The 15,487-nt window shown below is 56.5% G+C and carries 13 protein-coding genes; 1 reads left to right on the top strand and 12 read right to left on the bottom strand.

Annotated elements, in window-relative coordinates:
- Positions 1 to 14: 14 nt before the first annotated feature.
- The 4 genes from AC3ZU9_RS01115 to AC3ZU9_RS01130 form a co-directional block, all read right to left on the bottom strand.
- On the bottom strand, positions 15 to 1,226 hold the full coding sequence (locus AC3ZU9_RS01115; RefSeq protein WP_490090168.1) for a sugar ABC transporter substrate-binding protein: 1,212 nt from the start codon (positions 1,224 to 1,226) through the stop codon (positions 15 to 17).
- 91 nt (positions 1,227 to 1,317) lie between these two features.
- Positions 1,318 to 2,370 (bottom strand): ABC transporter permease, encoded by a 1,053-nt coding sequence (locus AC3ZU9_RS01120; RefSeq protein ID WP_064053040.1) that lies wholly within the window; start codon positions 2,368 to 2,370, stop codon positions 1,318 to 1,320.
- Position 2,371: 1 nt separating this feature from the next.
- A complete protein-coding gene (locus AC3ZU9_RS01125; RefSeq protein ID WP_064053041.1) occupies positions 2,372 to 3,334 on the bottom strand; it encodes an ABC transporter permease in 963 nt (320 codons plus the stop codon).
- On the bottom strand, positions 3,331 to 4,878 hold the full coding sequence (locus AC3ZU9_RS01130; protein WP_490090169.1) for a sugar ABC transporter ATP-binding protein: 1,548 nt from the start codon (positions 4,876 to 4,878) through the stop codon (positions 3,331 to 3,333). Before AC3ZU9_RS01130 ends, AC3ZU9_RS01125 begins: the two co-directional genes overlap by 4 nt.
- Positions 4,879 to 5,007: 129 nt before the next feature.
- On the opposite strand from AC3ZU9_RS01130, the gene AC3ZU9_RS01135 reads away from it, so the two are divergent.
- Positions 5,008 to 5,958 carry a LysR family transcriptional regulator gene (locus tag AC3ZU9_RS01135; protein ID WP_490090170.1) on the top strand — a complete coding sequence of 317 codons (951 nt, stop codon included), beginning with the start codon at positions 5,008 to 5,010 and terminating at the stop codon, positions 5,956 to 5,958.
- Positions 5,959 to 5,966: 8 nt separating this feature from the next.
- Here the strand turns inward: AC3ZU9_RS01135 and AC3ZU9_RS01140 are convergent, their stop codons facing one another.
- Genes AC3ZU9_RS01140 through AC3ZU9_RS01175 form a run of 8 tightly spaced genes read right to left on the bottom strand, consistent with a single transcriptional unit; the run spans position 5,967 to position 15,288 of the window.
- Positions 5,967 to 6,809, bottom strand: a complete 843-nt coding sequence (locus AC3ZU9_RS01140; protein ID WP_490090171.1) for an HpcH/HpaI aldolase/citrate lyase family protein — start codon at positions 6,807 to 6,809, stop codon at positions 5,967 to 5,969.
- Between the two features lie 30 nt (positions 6,810 to 6,839).
- Positions 6,840 to 7,658 carry an HTD2 family dehydratase gene (locus AC3ZU9_RS01145; RefSeq protein WP_064053045.1) on the bottom strand — a complete coding sequence of 273 codons (819 nt, stop codon included), beginning with the start codon at positions 7,656 to 7,658 and terminating at the stop codon, positions 6,840 to 6,842.
- A gap of 9 nt (positions 7,659 to 7,667) precedes the next feature.
- Entirely contained in the window at positions 7,668 to 9,329 is a 1,662-nt protein-coding gene (locus tag AC3ZU9_RS01150; RefSeq protein WP_490090172.1) for a GMC family oxidoreductase, read from the bottom strand.
- A gap of 41 nt (positions 9,330 to 9,370) precedes the next feature.
- Entirely contained in the window at positions 9,371 to 10,771 is a 1,401-nt protein-coding gene (locus AC3ZU9_RS01155; RefSeq protein ID WP_064053047.1) for a GntP family permease, read from the bottom strand.
- A 53-nt stretch (positions 10,772 to 10,824) separates the two neighbouring features.
- Complete coding sequence (locus tag AC3ZU9_RS01160; protein WP_490090173.1) at positions 10,825 to 12,045, bottom strand: CoA transferase; 1,221 nt, start codon at positions 12,043 to 12,045, stop codon at positions 10,825 to 10,827.
- On the bottom strand, positions 12,042 to 12,545 hold the full coding sequence (locus AC3ZU9_RS01165; protein ID WP_244159504.1) for a MaoC family dehydratase: 504 nt from the start codon (positions 12,543 to 12,545) through the stop codon (positions 12,042 to 12,044). Before AC3ZU9_RS01165 ends, AC3ZU9_RS01160 begins: the two co-directional genes overlap by 4 nt.
- A 39-nt stretch (positions 12,546 to 12,584) precedes the next feature.
- Positions 12,585 to 14,063: an aldehyde dehydrogenase gene (locus tag AC3ZU9_RS01170; RefSeq protein WP_064053050.1), complete on the bottom strand. Its 1,479-nt coding sequence runs from the start codon at positions 14,061 to 14,063 to the stop codon at positions 12,585 to 12,587.
- Between the two features lie 19 nt (positions 14,064 to 14,082).
- Positions 14,083 to 15,288 (bottom strand): CaiB/BaiF CoA transferase family protein, encoded by a 1,206-nt coding sequence (locus AC3ZU9_RS01175; protein ID WP_208602899.1) that lies wholly within the window; start codon positions 15,286 to 15,288, stop codon positions 14,083 to 14,085.
- Positions 15,289 to 15,487: the final 199 nt, after the last annotated feature.

Raw genomic sequence — 15,487 nt, forward strand, 5'->3', positions numbered from 1 at the left:
CCCGGTTAACCTTCTTATTGCGCGCCGAGCGCCTGGATCTTGGTGAGTTTGTAGAGGTCAGGCGCCGGTTCGCATTTGGCACAGTTCACGCCGGGCTCGTTACCCGCCGCTTGAGCCGCGTCTTGTGGAAGAGGCTGAATTGTGGCGCTAGGAGTGGCTTTTCCGTCGGTGGCTGACTGCAGCGAGATCTCCGGGAGCAGTACCGGGTTAAAAATTTCGGTCACAAAGGAATCTGGAACTGTGCCTGCCGGAAGGGTGTTGCAGGCCGGTGTGACCACACCGCCGTCGCACACTTTCACCTTATCTGCGGGAACCCATGGCAAGGCGTACTCGATGTTGTGTTCCTTCATCTCGCGCTTACCCAACAATTGCTCCATCATCAGCTTGAACGCCAGACCTGCCGATGCGGGTGGCGATCCGGAGGAAACGCCTCGCAGCCCCTTCGCCTGATAGTCGGGATTGGCGAGCCCCAAGCGGAAACCGTTTGAGTTCTCGCCGGTGATGGGGATCAGCTTGTGATTGGCCGCGAGCAACGCTTTGAGCGCTCCGTTTTCGCCGGCCTGAGCCCAGATGCCATCGACGTCCGGGTGCGCGGCCAGAGCTTTCGCGGTTTCTTGCTGCGTGGTTCGGTCATCCCAGAAGCTGTAGTACTCAGCAACGATCTTGATGTCCGGATAGCGCTTGAAGACACTCATGGCCCCGTCATAGTGGCGCTTGTCCACCGAGTTGCCCGACATGCCGCGACTCAAGAAAATCTTGCCTTTACCATTGAGCTCATTCACCAGTGCCTGCGCCGTGTTTTCCCCAAAACCTGCGGTGATGTAGCTGACGTTGTAGGCACAGGGCTCAGTGACGGTGGCGTCATACATATAAAACAACGTGCCTTGCTGGCAACCCCGTTTGATCGTGCGATTCAAAGCTGTGGGCGAGATGGGAAAGCTTATGACGCCGTCCGCACCTGCTGCGATCATACTTTCATAGGCCGATATCTGTGCCTGGACGTCGGTGCCCGAAATCACCTCTCGCAGCTCGACCAACTTGTCGTAAGGCGGCGTTTTCGCCAGCGCCTTTACAACGTTCGCGGCTTCTGACTGCCAGGCGTTGCCGCTGTAGCTGACGCTCAGGTAGATGAGATAGTGATCCTTGGGTTTAGCCTCAGCCGCGTGGGCTCCGGATATTCCTAACGCGCCCATGGCGGCCGCTGTACATGCCAGCGTCGCAAACATGCGCTTGGAGAACCTTGAGGACGGCGACGTCATTGTTTTTGTCATGTCATGCCCCTTTTATTGTTGTTGGTTTGCTATGAACGGCTTGGATCTAGGCCATGGCTTTGGACTTGCGGCGTTGTATTGAGCGCAAGTAGTCCATAGCCCCCTCGTGCTGAAGCAGAATGGCGAACAGGATGATTGCCCCGCAGATGATCGTTCTCCATCCCTGGGAGAAACCCAGACTCGAAATGATCATGTCGAGTACGGTCAGCAGCAGTGCACCGGCCAGGGTGCCGAGGAAACTGCCTCTCCCTCCGCTAATCGCTGAGCCGCCGATCACTACGGCTGCGACTGAGGGCAGCAAGAATGGCTCCCCCATGCGCAGCGTCGCGCCGTTGGAATAACCCACCAGGAGCATCCCGGTAATACCTGCCAGCAGCGCGCACAGCGCATACGTCATGACCGTCAGCCGCACGGTGTGCAAACCAGCGAAACGCGCAGCGACCGGGTTTGAGCCCAAGGCGTAGAGTCGTGTCCCAAAGCGGGTGCGTGCCTGGAGGATGTAAGCGATTGCCGCACCGAAGAGTGTGAAAGTGATGATGACCGGGACGCCGAAGGTGCGGGCAGTCATCAGCCAAGTCAGGTGATCCGGTGACGTGCCACTGGGTGCTCCCCCTGTAGCCCCTAAGCTGAGGCTGTAGACGATGATGCCCATGGCTAACGTCATAATGAATGCCGGCACCTTGAACACTGCTACCCCTAAACCATTTAACGCACCTACCGCCGCACAGACCCCAAGCACGATGAGCAGCTTCCACTCTTCGCCATCAACCCCTACCCAGGCCGTTGTCAGAATGCCGCCAAGGGTAATGACCGACGGGATGGAAAGATCCAAGCCTCCGATCAGCACTACCAACCCTTGGCCGAAGGCGACTACGATGAGGAACGCGCCTAGGATCAGTACAGTTTCGAGCTGCTGTGAAGAACTGGCGTTCGGATTTACCCAGCGAGCCACGAACAGGGCAATGATGCAGAGTAAAAAGACGCCACCGATGTTGAGAGCCTCTCGGGATATCCGCGCGGATGTTCGGGTATCCGTTAGCCCCTTATTCATGGCAGTTACCTGCAGAGCTTCAGTCGATTCAATGCTTCCACTGTTCATCTCAAGCTCTCCTCATACGGAACCGATCACCGGCGTTCATCAGGCCGACTGCCAGAATCATCACCAGACCTTGCAACAATCCGATGTAGAAGGACTGGGCACCCATCGAGAACAAAAGCTTTTGCAGAAGCATCAAACTGGCGGCGCCGATGATGCTTCCGGTAAGGCCGCCTACTCCGCCCCGGAACGAGGTTCCACCCAGCGCGATCGCAGCGAAGGTCAGCAGCAGAAGGGAGTTACCTGAGGTGGGATTGCCGGTGGCCGTTTGGGCTGAAAGCATATAGCCGGCCAGGGCATATAGTCCGCCAGCGATGACAAACGCGAGGCAGCGGGTTCGCTGAACTTTGATGCCAGAAAGCGCGGCAGCATGGTCATCCTGGCCCACGGCATAGAGTGAGATTCCAAAGTCCGTGCGACGGACGATTAACCATAGAGCGACCACAATCGCCAGCACCACACCCGAAGCAGGGAAGCCGGCGACGGTGTCCGTGAGGTTCTCGCTCAACCAGTCGGCAACATGGCCACCGGGCGCATCGAGCACGACCAGTGAGAGCCCCAACGTCATGATCATCGTTGCCAGTGTCACGGCCACGGCCTGAAAACCACCGTAGGCGACGAGAATGCCGTTCAGCAGGCCGACTGCGCATCCAATCACCAATGAAAGACCCAAGCTCGCAGCTGCGCCTCCTGGCCCTTCCAAGGGAAAGGTTGCCAACATTACGTTCACCAGCGAGATTACGCCGGCGACAGACAGGTCAAAGCCTCTGATCAGAACGATCAAGGTACCTCCGGCTGCTGCTACGGCCAGTGGCGCTGCGTTGTTAAGCAGGTCATTGAAGGCGTAAGCACTCAACGCGCTTTTTTCAACAATGGCATAGGCTATGTAGAGTGCTACATACAAGATGGCCGCCATTCCTGCGCCGCTCTTGGCAATGGGTGCCAGCGTCGAAGCCACACTTTTCATGCGACCGCTCCTTCTAGGTGGCGCGGGTTGCCCGTCGCCGCCGCCACAAGTGCTGTCTCTTCAATCGATTCACCTTCGAGCTCCGCGGCGATCCGGCCCTCGTAGATCACGAGGCATCGCTGACTCAAACGCACCAGTTCTGCGAGTTCGGACGAGTACAACAGAACGCTTCCGCCCTGCCTTGCGAAGTCCTCTATCGCTAGATACAGGGCCTGTTTGGTACCCACGTCGACACCTCGAGTAGGATCGAAAAGCAAGAGTGTTTTTGCCCCCGTAAGCAGTACCCTGCCCAAGAGTGCTTTCTGCTGATTGCCACCAGACAGTTCCTTAATTTGAAAATCCAGGTAGCGGTCTTGGAGATCGACTTGGCTGGCGATGCCACTGGCCAGTTGACGCTCCTTACCTCGAGAGGTGAAGCCCATCAGGCCAATGCGATTTAACGCCGATACAGCCATGTTCGATCGAACGGCCAAGTCCCCGAAAATCCCTTGAGTCTTGCGCTCTTCCGGCAGCAACGCGACCTGAATGCCAGCATCGAGTGCAGCGGACGGTGAATCGATCGAAACGCTTTTGCCTTCGACCTCGATCGCCTTGGCATGTTTGGGGATCAGGCCGTAGAGCGCATGAAACAAATCACACTGCCCCTGCCCGTCCAACCCTGCCAAACCTACGATCTCACCTGGGTAGAGTTTAAAGCCGAGATCCTTGACCTTACCGGCGGTCAGCCCCTCAACGTGGAGGCGAGGCTGCTGGATCACTCGGTTTTCGGTAGGCATCGACCTCACTGTCGCAGCCGCCATGCGTTGACCGACCATCATTTCGAAAATCTTAGCGTCATCCGTGTCCAGCAAGTCAGCGGTACCGGTGCTGCAACCGCTGCGTAAGATCGTCGCGCGACTGCAAAGCTCGCGGATCTCATTGAGTCGATGTGAGATGTACAGAACAGCAGTGCCTTTTGCGGTTTCCTTGCGAATGAGATCAAACAACCAGTCGGTGGAAGGCAGAGCTGCAGTTGGCTCATCAAGGATCAACAATGCGGGGTGATGACTCAGCGCCCGCACGATCTCTAGTCGCTGTTTATCCGCCAAGGAGAGTTCACTGACGAGGGACGCAGACTTGATGTCGTTGAGGCCATAGGTGGCCAGCGTCAGACGCGCTGCTTCTTGATTCAAGGATTTTGAGTTCAGGCCTTGCCAGCTCTTGGCTAATACCGGGAGTGCCAGGTTGTCCGCAACCGTAAGATTGGGCAGCAAGCTGAGCTCTTGAAAAGCGGTGGTCACCCCGTCCTTGCGTGCTTCCATAATCGTCTTTGGCAAGTACTGCGCGCCGGCAAAATTCATGCTGCCACTGTTTGGAGACACTACGCCGGTGAGGATCTTGACGAGGGTCGACTTGCCCGCACCGTTCTCACCGAGCAAGGCATGAACTTCCCCTGCGTTGATATCAAAGCTGACCCCGCTCAGTGCGTGCGTCGGCCCATAAGACTTGCGCAAGTCGCTCACTTTCAAAATGGGATCTGCAAGCGAAACAGGATTCGAATACACGGTGGGCTCCTTTTATTTTTGTATGGCGCCATTACCTTTTCGGTGAAATTGAGGTTACTGGGCACTGGCGAAAGCGACCAATTCAATTATCATGGTGATTGTGCAATCTAATCTAATAATGAGCTCATCATGGCCGCACCACTCGATCCTCAGCCCCTGCCGAACGTTAATCTCAAGCTTCTGCAAGCATTCATGCTCGTCGCGGAGCACGGAAGCTTTCGACAGGCAGCCGATTTGACGCACAAGTCTCAGTCAGCGGTAACCAGTCAAATTAAACAGCTGGAAGCACAGCTCGGCGTGCAGCTTTTCCACCGAACGACTCGGCAGGTCAGTCTCACGGAGTCAGGTGTTGAGCTGTTGGAGAGCGCTAAACGAGCGGTGCATGAGGTTGAGCTGGGCTTGCGCCGTATCCAGGAAACGACCGATTTAAAACGAGGACGGATTTTTCTCGCCTGTTCGACAACCGTTGCCTCCACGCGTTTGGCAAAGATCCTTGCAGCGTTTGAAAGCGATTTCCCGGGCATTGAAGTCTTCGTGCATGAGCTAACCTCAGGCGATATGCATGACAGCATTCGTAAGGGAGAGGTGGATTTCGGAATCGGCCCCGTCAGTGACAATCAGGACTTCAATTTCGAGACCATCCTCACGGAAAATCTCTACGCCCTGGTACCGAAAAAATTCAGGGAGGCCGCAGGCCTTACGATCACAATGACAGCGTTGGCCGAGCTGCCGCTACTGCTCCTGAACTCCGCAACCGTGTTGCGGGCCGTGGTCGATGACACTGCGAAACGGCTCGGCCTGGAGTTGAAGACCCGATATCAGTTCAACCAGGCACAGACTCTGATCTCCATGGCTAACGCAGGGCTGGGCGCCGCGGTGTTACCCGCTGTAGCGCTGCCGGATCATCCGAGCGCGGACACTCATGAAATGCTGATTATCGAGCCAGAGCTGACTCGGCAGTTGGCGATCATCACGCTGAAGGGACGAAAGTTATCACCGGCAGCTTCACGGCTGGCTCAGCTAGTGCGGCTGCTGATCACAGCGCCGCACACCACTGATCGCCACCGTGCTGCCCGCTAACGAGCGGATTAGCTACTCAGCTTGCTGAGGATGCGTCTTGCCCGAGCGAGTACTGGCGCATCAATCATCTGTCCATCGAGCTTGAAAGCCCCGCCATGCATCTCAGCGGCAGCCAGAACACGGTTCGCCCAGTTGATCTCATTCGCCTCTGGCGCCAGTGCAAAATGGATGTCCGCTACTTGTTTGGGATGGATGCATAGTACGCCTGCGAAACCCATCTGCACGGCTGTTTGAACCGCCTGTATCAGGCCGGGCGAATCATTTATTGACGGGAACACGCCATCAAGGGCTGGGGCCAGACCATGGACTCTGGATTGGACGACGATCCCAACCTTCAGGTGCTCCAGCACCTTCAAAGAACCTGCTGATCCATCCTTGAGCCCTAGATCAAGGGCCATGTCGATTGCCCCAAAGCAAAGCCTTTCCAAACCCGATGCTGAGCACAGATCGCTCAGATTCGCTGCACCTACGGCACTTTCGATTATCGGGACAACGGGCTTTCCGGTAGCGGCCGCGGTTTCTACCTGCACTTTGGTCTCCGTCTTGGGGAGCATGATCGCGACAACCCCATGATACTCACGGCAGAATGCGAGGTCTTGATCGTGCTGTTCATGCCCGGGCGAGTTGACGCGCACCCACACTCTCGTGTCCGGGTTAGCAACGAGATAGTCGCCCAGCATTTGCCTGGCTCCACTTTTCGCACCCTCCTCCACAGCATCCTCAAAATCGACGATTACCCGGTCAGCACCGCTCGCAAGCGCTTTTGAAAAGCGCTCTGGACGATTGCCTGGGACAAAAAGTGCAGAACGCACCACATCGTGTGCGCAAGATTGGTTCGAAGCGTTACCCATGATTAGTCCTGCTGTTGAAACGTGAAATGATCAATCAAACCCGATCTCGCCAACCTGTCCGACTCCACCCTGGTTTCCCGCCCAGACCGACGCTTGCCCAGACTCATTCACACGGCCGCCCACAATCAGGGTTTCTCCGGCAATGAGCGGTCGTACACCGCGGAAGGCAAACGTTCGGACGGTCGAATCTGGGGTGAACTTCGAAAATGCACGCATCACCAGCGTCGCCGTGAGGGGGCCATGTACGACCAGTCCCGGGTAGCCTTCAACTTCCGTGACATACCGCCAGTCGTAATGGATTTTGTGGGAGTTGAAGGTGACCGCTGAATAACGGAATAGCATGGTTGGGCTCGCATCGATCTCCTCAGACCATTCGGCTTCTGGCAGTGGTTCACCGTCATCCACCACCGCCTTGGTGACGGCGCGATAGACGATGTCTTGCTCCTCGACCAGTGCGACCTCACCGTCCTGAAGGTATTCGTGACGTACCGTCACGAACAGCAAAGAGCCCGTTCGGCCCTGTTTTTCCTTCACGTCGTGAATAACAGAAGAACGTCGGGCGCACTTGCCCACCACTAGCGGCTTGATGAAGCTCAAGCGGCCACCGGCCCACATGCGCGTGCGGTCGCCAGCATCGGGAAGAAAATCACCGGTCTTGGCATGCCCATCGGTACGCAGCGCCTCTGTTGAAGCGAGATCCTGGAAGTACGCCCAATGCCACAGCAGAGGTAAGGCATCGCCATCTACTGGCGGGTTTTCGTTGAGCGTGGCAGCGATCCGGGCAGCATTCGCCTCGGTGATGACTTCAGCACGATCCTGGGTTTTACCGATCCACTGTGAGTGTTCCACGAGCCCTCCTTATGCCAGAGCAGCTTTGGCTGCTAGGCCTTGACTGACAATATTGTTTGTTGAACGAGCATCTTCCAGCACCATGTCAGCGCCCTTCTCGGCGATCATGATGGCCGGTGCATTGGTGTTGCCGGAGCTGATGCTCGGCATGATCGAGGCATCGATTACGCGCAATCCTTCAATGCCTCTTACACGCAAGCGCGAATCGACAACGGCTGTTTCGTCGTTACCCATGCGGCAAGAGCCAACGGGGTGGTACATGGACTGGCCGAACTTGCGCAGATAATCGAGCAATTGCTCATCAGTCTGGACATGACTACCGGGCATGGTCTCTTTGACGATGTGCTGCGACAGCGGCTCGGCGGCATGGATTTTTCGCATCCAGCGGATACCGGCGATCAGAGCCTTGCAGTCATCCTCGTGCATCAGGTAATTCATGAGGATGTTCGGGTCGTCGTAAGGGTCTGAAGAGTTAAGGCGGATGCGGCCGCGGGATTTAGGGCGAATCTGGCTGCAGGAGGCGGTCACCACCGGGATTTTCTCAGGCACGATCTTGCCGTCTTCGGTCACGATGATGCTGAAGGGCCTGAACTGGATCTGGAGGTCGGGCGAGACCATCGAGGGATCGGATTTGATGAAGCAGACAACTTGCGCCGCAGCCGACGTCAGCAATCCCTTGCGTGCACCTACGTAATGCAGAACATGGGGGATCAGGCGCCAGCCCTGGATCTCATGATTGATGGAGAACTTGGGCGTGACCTGGTTCAAGAAGTGAACGTAAGCATGGTCATGAAGGTTCTCACCCACGCCCGGCAGGTCGTGAACGACCTCAATGCCATGCTCTTTCAGATGATCTTCAGGCCCCACACCCGAGAGCATAAGCAGTTGAGGGGATGCAATGGTGCCACCGCTTAGAATGACTTCCTTAGCGAAGACCTCATGCTTTTCGTTCTGTCCCTTGATTGCGTAACGCACGCCAACTGCGCGTTTGCCTTCGAACAAAATCTTCTCAGCATGGGCGTTCACCTGCACCTCAAGGTTTGGACGGCTGCGCACAGGCTTCAGGAACGCTGTGGCGGCGGACTGGCGCACACCTTTTTCAACGGTCATCTGCGGGTAGCCCACGCCGTATTGCTGGGCACCGTTGAAGTCTTTATTGAAAGGAATGCCGATCGTTTTCGCAGACTCGATGAAGGTCAAGGATGCAATATGGGGATTGACTACGTCGGAGATGGCGAGCTCCCCCGTTGCACCATGGTATTGATCAGCGCCACGCAGTTGGCGCTCACTTTTCTTGAAGTACGGTAGAACGTCCGACCACCCCCAGCCTTCGTTACCATCATCGCGCCAGGCATCGTAGTCGTAGGCGTTGCCGCGCATATACACCAAGCCGTTAATCGCACTCGATCCACCTAACGTCTTACCTCGAGGGCAGTACAGAACGCGGTTGTTGAGTCCAGGCTCCTTTGCTCCCTGGTACCGCCAGTTAACCTTGCTGTTGGAAAACAAACGGGTCATGCCCGCTGGAATCTTGATCCAGAGCAAGTCATCAGACGGGCCCGCCTCAAGCAGTAATACGCGCTTCGAGGGGTCGGCGCTTAGCCTGTTTGCCAATACACAACCCGCGGATCCGGCGCCTACGATGACGTAGTCATAGGTCGATGCGTTCATTTTTTCACCCCTGTCATTTGTTTTTGTCGGGAGCCGAGCGATCAAACCAGCCCGGTCAAATAAAACACGGCAATCACCACGAAGGCCGCCATGGTTTTGAAAATGGTCAGTATGAAAATGTCTCCATACGCCTGACGATGTGTAAGCCCGGTCACCGCCATCAGCGTGATGATGGCGCCGTTGTGAGGCAAAGTATCCATGCCTCCGGCGGCGATCGAAGCCACACGGTGCATCACTTCAGCCGGTATCGCGTACTGATGGGCCAGTGCCACAAAGTGATCCCCAAGCGCTCCGAGGGTGAGGCTGAGGCCGCCAGAGGACGAGCCGGTGATGCCTGCGAGGACGTTAACGCTCACTGCGAGGTTGATCAGTGGGTTTTCGATGTGGGAGAGCGTGTCAGCGACCATCTTGAAGCCTGGCAGCGCCGCGATCACCGCACCAAATCCATATTCCGACGCCGTATTAACGCCTGCCAATAGGGAGCCCGAAACCGCGAGCTGGGTTGACTCGGTGAACTTTCCACGAATACGGCCCCAACCGATAATCAAGGTAACAATGATGCCAAGCGTCAGTGCGCCCTCCACCGCCCAAACGGCAGCCATCTTGGTCACGTCCTGGGACACGGCGGCAAAGTCCGGACGGAACGTCACCAGCACCTGATTTCCTGCGCCGTAGTAGCTCAGAATCAGATCCAAAAACAGTTTGTTGCTGATGCCAACGATGACCAACGGCAGGATGGCGAGCCAGGGGCTGATCATTGGCTCGTCGGTAGGCGGGGCGGGTTCGTTGGTGTGCCCTTGCCCATAGCCCTCGCCTCGCGCCATGAGGCTGCGGCGACGCCACTCCAGATAAGTGATGCCACACCCGGCGACAAAAATCGCGCCTATAATGCCCAGCCAGGGCGCTGCGTATGCATCTGTGCCAAAGAAAGCAGTGGGGATGATGTTCTGAATCTGCGGCGTTCCTGGAAGTGAGTCCATGGTGAACGTGAACGCCCCCAGGGCGATCGTCGCAGGTATCAGACGCTTGGGGATGTCGTTGCGCCGGAACAGCTCAGCCGCAAACGGATACAGCGCAAACACCACGACGAACAGCGACACTCCGCCGTAGGTCAACACTCCCCCCACGCAAACGATGCAGGTGATCGAATAGCTGCTGCCGAAAACCTTCGAGATGGCGGTTACTATCGAGCGTGCGAACCCTGAGACCTCGATCAGTTTCCCGAATACCGCTCCCAACATAAATACCGGAAAGTAGAGCTTCAGAAGCCCCACCATCTTGTCCATGAACAGCCCACTGTAAGCGGGCGCGACCATTGCAGGCTCTGTCAATAAGACTGCGGCCAAGGCTGCTACCGGAGCGAACAGGATCACACTGAAGCCCCGGTAGGCCACGAACATCAAGAATCCCAGCGATGCCAGGCAGATCAATAGACTACTCATTGGAGTTGCTCGCTTTTATTTTTATAAGTCGCGCGTTCTGCTACAGACAGTATTTATCCAGACGCCCTGCCTACGACGCCGCTGTCCCGCAGCACACCGATTTCGTGATCGCTCAGTCCAAGGACGTCGGCCAATACCTGATCGGTGTCGCGGCCGAGTTCGGGCGCCGGCTGCACAGCAAGGCGAGGCGCCCCGCCAAACCTGAGTGGAGTGCCAGCCGCCAGATGCTCGCCGACCCCCGACGTTTGAATGCGCTCGAAGACCGGGTTTTCCAGAGAGACGCGTTTGTCTTCGTGGAGCAATTGGCGAACGGTTCGATAGGGGCCAAACGCAACGCCGTGCTGGAAGAGGTGCATTTCAATCTCGGCAAGCGAGCGTTTAATGCACCACTGTTTAACCAAGGCGGCGAGTAATTCACGCCCCTCAAACCGGTCAGCTTCGTGATCAAAGTTCACCCCTAGTGCGACCTGCAGGGCCTCAACGGCAGGCTGCAAATCACAGGCTTTTACCAACGCCCGCCATTGCCGCGCAGAAATCGCCACGATCATCACCCGGCGACCGTCTGAGGTAGCGAAGTCGTGCCCAAAGGCGCCGTATAGGTGATTGCCGAGGGATTCACGTTGCGGCTCAATCAGTTCCGACTCTGTCAGCAAACCCAGAGACGACAGGGTTGAAAAAGCCGTATCAGAAAGTGCCAAGCGTATTTGGGCGCCCTCCCCGCTGACCTGTCGGCGTGCAAGCGCAGCCACGATGGCCGTGGCTGCCTGATTCGCACAGATCACATCCCAGGCAGGTAGCGTGTGATTGACGGGACGATCAGCTGTTCCGTACCCGGTGAGCATCGGGTATCCCGTTGCGCAATTGACGGTGTAGTCGACCGCAGTGCTCCCATCGAAATTACCCTCGATGGTGCAAGAGATCAGGTCAGGCCTCAGCTCAGACAGCAGCTCGTGGCTCAGCCATGGGGTGCCAATATTGGTGAGCAGGATGCCACCCGCGTCACCCGGCGCCCCGATCAGCTGTTGCACAAGCTCACGCCCTTCCGGGCGCTTGATGTCAATCGCAACGGACTTCTTGGCCTTGTTGAGGCTCGTCCAGTAAATGCTCCGGCCCTCGGGCATCATCGGCAAACGTTGGTAGTCAATGCCTCCACCAATCAGATCGACACGGATGACCTCCGCGCCCAACTGCGCCAAGGTCATGCCACACAGCGGTGCAGCAATGAACGCGGAGCTTTCGATGACCCTTACGCCTTTTAGCAGATCGTAATTCATGATCGTTCTGCCCTCTGCGCACGCAACTCGGTCGCGTTGCGCCGCGTCGGTACCAGGCATGCACGCGTGAAGCTCATGCACACGGTGCCCTCCTGGTTAAACGCCTCGGTACGGGTTGTAACGATGCCCTGTCCTGGCCGCTTGGCACTCTCGCGCACTTCGGTCACTTCAGAACGTGCATACAGGGTGTCGCCCGGAAACACCGGCGCACTGAGCGTTATGTCTTTCCAACCCAGGTTGGCAATAGCGTTCAGGCTGACGTCTGCAACCGTCAGACCTAATACGATGGCCACTGTCAGGCCGCTGTTGACCAGCGGGCGACCGAACTCACTTAACGATGCAAAGTGATGATCACAATGCATCGGGTGCTGGTTCATCGTCATCAGGCTGAACTGGATGTTGTCGGCTTCTGTAATGGTGCGACCTGGCCAGTGACGGTAGGCATCACCCACTTTGAAATCTTCCAGAAACCGCCCAGGCATTGGGAATTGAGTTTCCATCATTCTTATCCTTACTGTTGGATCAACAGGAGCGATGTGTCAGCCGAGGACAAACGGATCCGGCGTCTCGAGTGCAGTGCTGATCCAGACGCTTTTGGTCTGAAGATAGGAATAGATGGCGTCCTGGCCATTCTCATGACCTACGCCGGAACGCTTGAAGCCACCGAAGGGCGCCATGTAACTGACCGCGCGGTACATGTTCACCCAAACCATCCCGGCCTGAAGGCGCTCGGACATCAGTAAGGAGCGACGCATGTTCTGAGTCCACACCCCCGCCGCCAGGCCATAAGGCGTGTCATTGGCGATCGCAATCGCGTCTTCCTCATCCTTGAAGGGAATAATGCTGAGGACAGGGCCAAATACTTCCTCGCGTGCGATACGCATCTGGTTGTTCACGCCAGTAAAAATGGTCGGTTCAACAAAGAGACCGTTACCGCATTCCGGGTTGGTGGAAGGGTTGCCACCGAGTCGGCAGACAGCACCTTCAGCCTTGGCGATGGCGATATAGTCTAGAATTTTCTGGTATTGGGCGGGCGTCGTTACAGGGCCGACTTGTGTGGTGGGCAGCATGGGATCGCCCATCTTCGCCGTGCGTGCGAAGGCCAGAAGTTTCTCCACGAACTCATCATGGATTGACGCTTGAACAAGCAGACGGCTGCCTGCGACGCAGGTTTGGCCGGTGGCGGCCATGATGCCACCCACAACGCCCTTGACTGCGTTATCAAGGTTCGCATCATCGAACACGATGTTTGGAGATTTACCCCCGAGCTCGAGAGTCACTTTCTTGAAGTTCTTGGCCGCCGACTCATTGATTTTCTGACCGCCATACTCGCTGCCGGTGAAAGCGATTTTCGCGACGTCTGGATGAGTCACCAACGGTTCACCCACTTCCAGCCCAAAACCGGTTACGACGTTGACAACACCTGCGGGGAAACCTGCCTTTTCAATCAACTTGGCCAATTCAAGCGCTGAGGCGGAGGTAAACTCAGAGGGTTTGAGAACAAATGTGTTACCTGCGGCCAGCCCAGGCGCCAGCTTATTCACAGCCAGCAGCAACGGTGAGTTCCAAGCGGTAATGGCCACGCATACCCCAAGCGGCTCGTAACGGGTGAACGTAAACGTGTCAGCCTTATCGATAGGCAGTACACCCCCCTCAATTTTGTCGGCCAAGCCACCAAAATAATAGAAGTACTGGGGTAGGTACCGTACTTGCCCACGCATCTCAGCGAGCAGCTTGCCATTGTCGGCAACTTCAGTGGTGGCAAGGTGCTCAACGTTTTCAGCGATCAGGTCGCCCAGGCGACGCAACAACTGCCCACGCGCACTTGGCTTCATCTTTGACCATTCAGGAGAATTAAAGGCTGCTTTAGCGGCTGCAACGGCACGATCTGCATCAGCGGCGCGAGCGCGAGGCAAAGTGGCCCAGGTTTCGCCCGTGTAAGGGTTCTGGGTGTCGAAGGTTTCACCTTCAATGGCGTCAACCCATTCGCCGCCAATGTACATTTTGTAGTGAGTCATGCTGGTTCCCTTGTTCGATTCAGATAACGTTGCTGGCTTTGAGCGCTTGCAGCACTTCAGGAGAAAGACCCAAGAGACGGCTCAAAATGTCGTCGGTACTCGACCCCAGTGCAGGGCCGGTAGAGACAAACGCGGCAGGTGTTTTGGAAAGGCGGGGCATTGCGTTAGGCAGCACCAGCTCACCGATACGCGGATCCTGAACCTTGATCAGGTTTTCCCGAGCGGCAAACTGAGGGTCTTCGAAAATGTCGGCGATGGAGTTGATCGGGCCAGCAGGCACCTGCCCTTCCTTGCAGATATCCAGCAGTTCCTTCTGAGTGAAGCCGGATACCCAAAGAGCAACCAGCGCATTGATCTTGGCGCGATCTTTCACGCGATCGGGGCTGGTCGGGTATTCGATAGCCAACTCCGGCGTGCCCATGGTTTGCGCCAGTCGTTCGAACATACGATCGTTGCTGCAGGCCAGCGCGATCCACTCACCATCTTTCGTTTGGTAGTGGCTATGTGGGACGACATTGATCGTGTCGGCGCCCATACGCTCACGCACGTAGCCGTACTTGGCGTACACCGGCGCAATCTCGTCGAGCAAACGGAAGACCGACTCGTACAGCCCAATGTCAACGAATTGCCCCGTACCGCCTGCCTCTACAGAACGCAGGGCGAGTAACACACCAATTGCACCCCACATTCCGGAGATATAGTCCGCCAGTGAGGTCGAGCCAGGAACAACAGGCGGGCCATCGTTTTCGCCTGCCAAAAATGCGAGTCCACCGAAGGCGTGAGCAATTCGCGCAAAACCCGGCTCGCCGCGTTTTGGGCCGGTCTGTCCATAAGCACTGACGCGCAACATGACCAACTTAGGGTTGATCTCCAGCAGCGACTCGAAGCTCAGGCCCCACTTCTCTAGGGTTCCGGGGCGGAAGTTCTCAAGCACTACATCTGACTTCGCCACTAATTGTCGGAACAACTCGGCACCCTGCTCCGAACGCAAATCGAGCGTCACTGACTGCTTGTTACGGGCCTCGCTGAGCCAGACCATGCTGTCGCCGCACTCAGTCGGGGTGCCGAATTTACGCAGGGTGTCACCCCCAGCAGGCTGTTCGATCTTGATAACCTCGGCACCAAAATCGGCAAGGATCGTCCCGCAAAATGGCGCTGCCACGAAGGTCGCGATATCCAAAACGCGGACACCGGCCATAGGCTGATTGTTATTTGTCTGGCCCAATTGAGACTCCTCAGATGCTGTTCTTCGACCGGCGCAAAAAGGTGCACCGGTGAGCTGAGGTCAATCCTAAAAGAAGCGCTGAAAGGGCACTAATCGAATAATCATTTCAATTATGCAATTTAATGAAATTATCAATATTTAGTATTTAATTCAATAGGTTAAGTAAATTTTACGAGTGCCATGGGATGCACCACTAGAT

The sequence above is a fragment of the Pseudomonas sp. A39 genome (genome assembly GCF_058145955.1).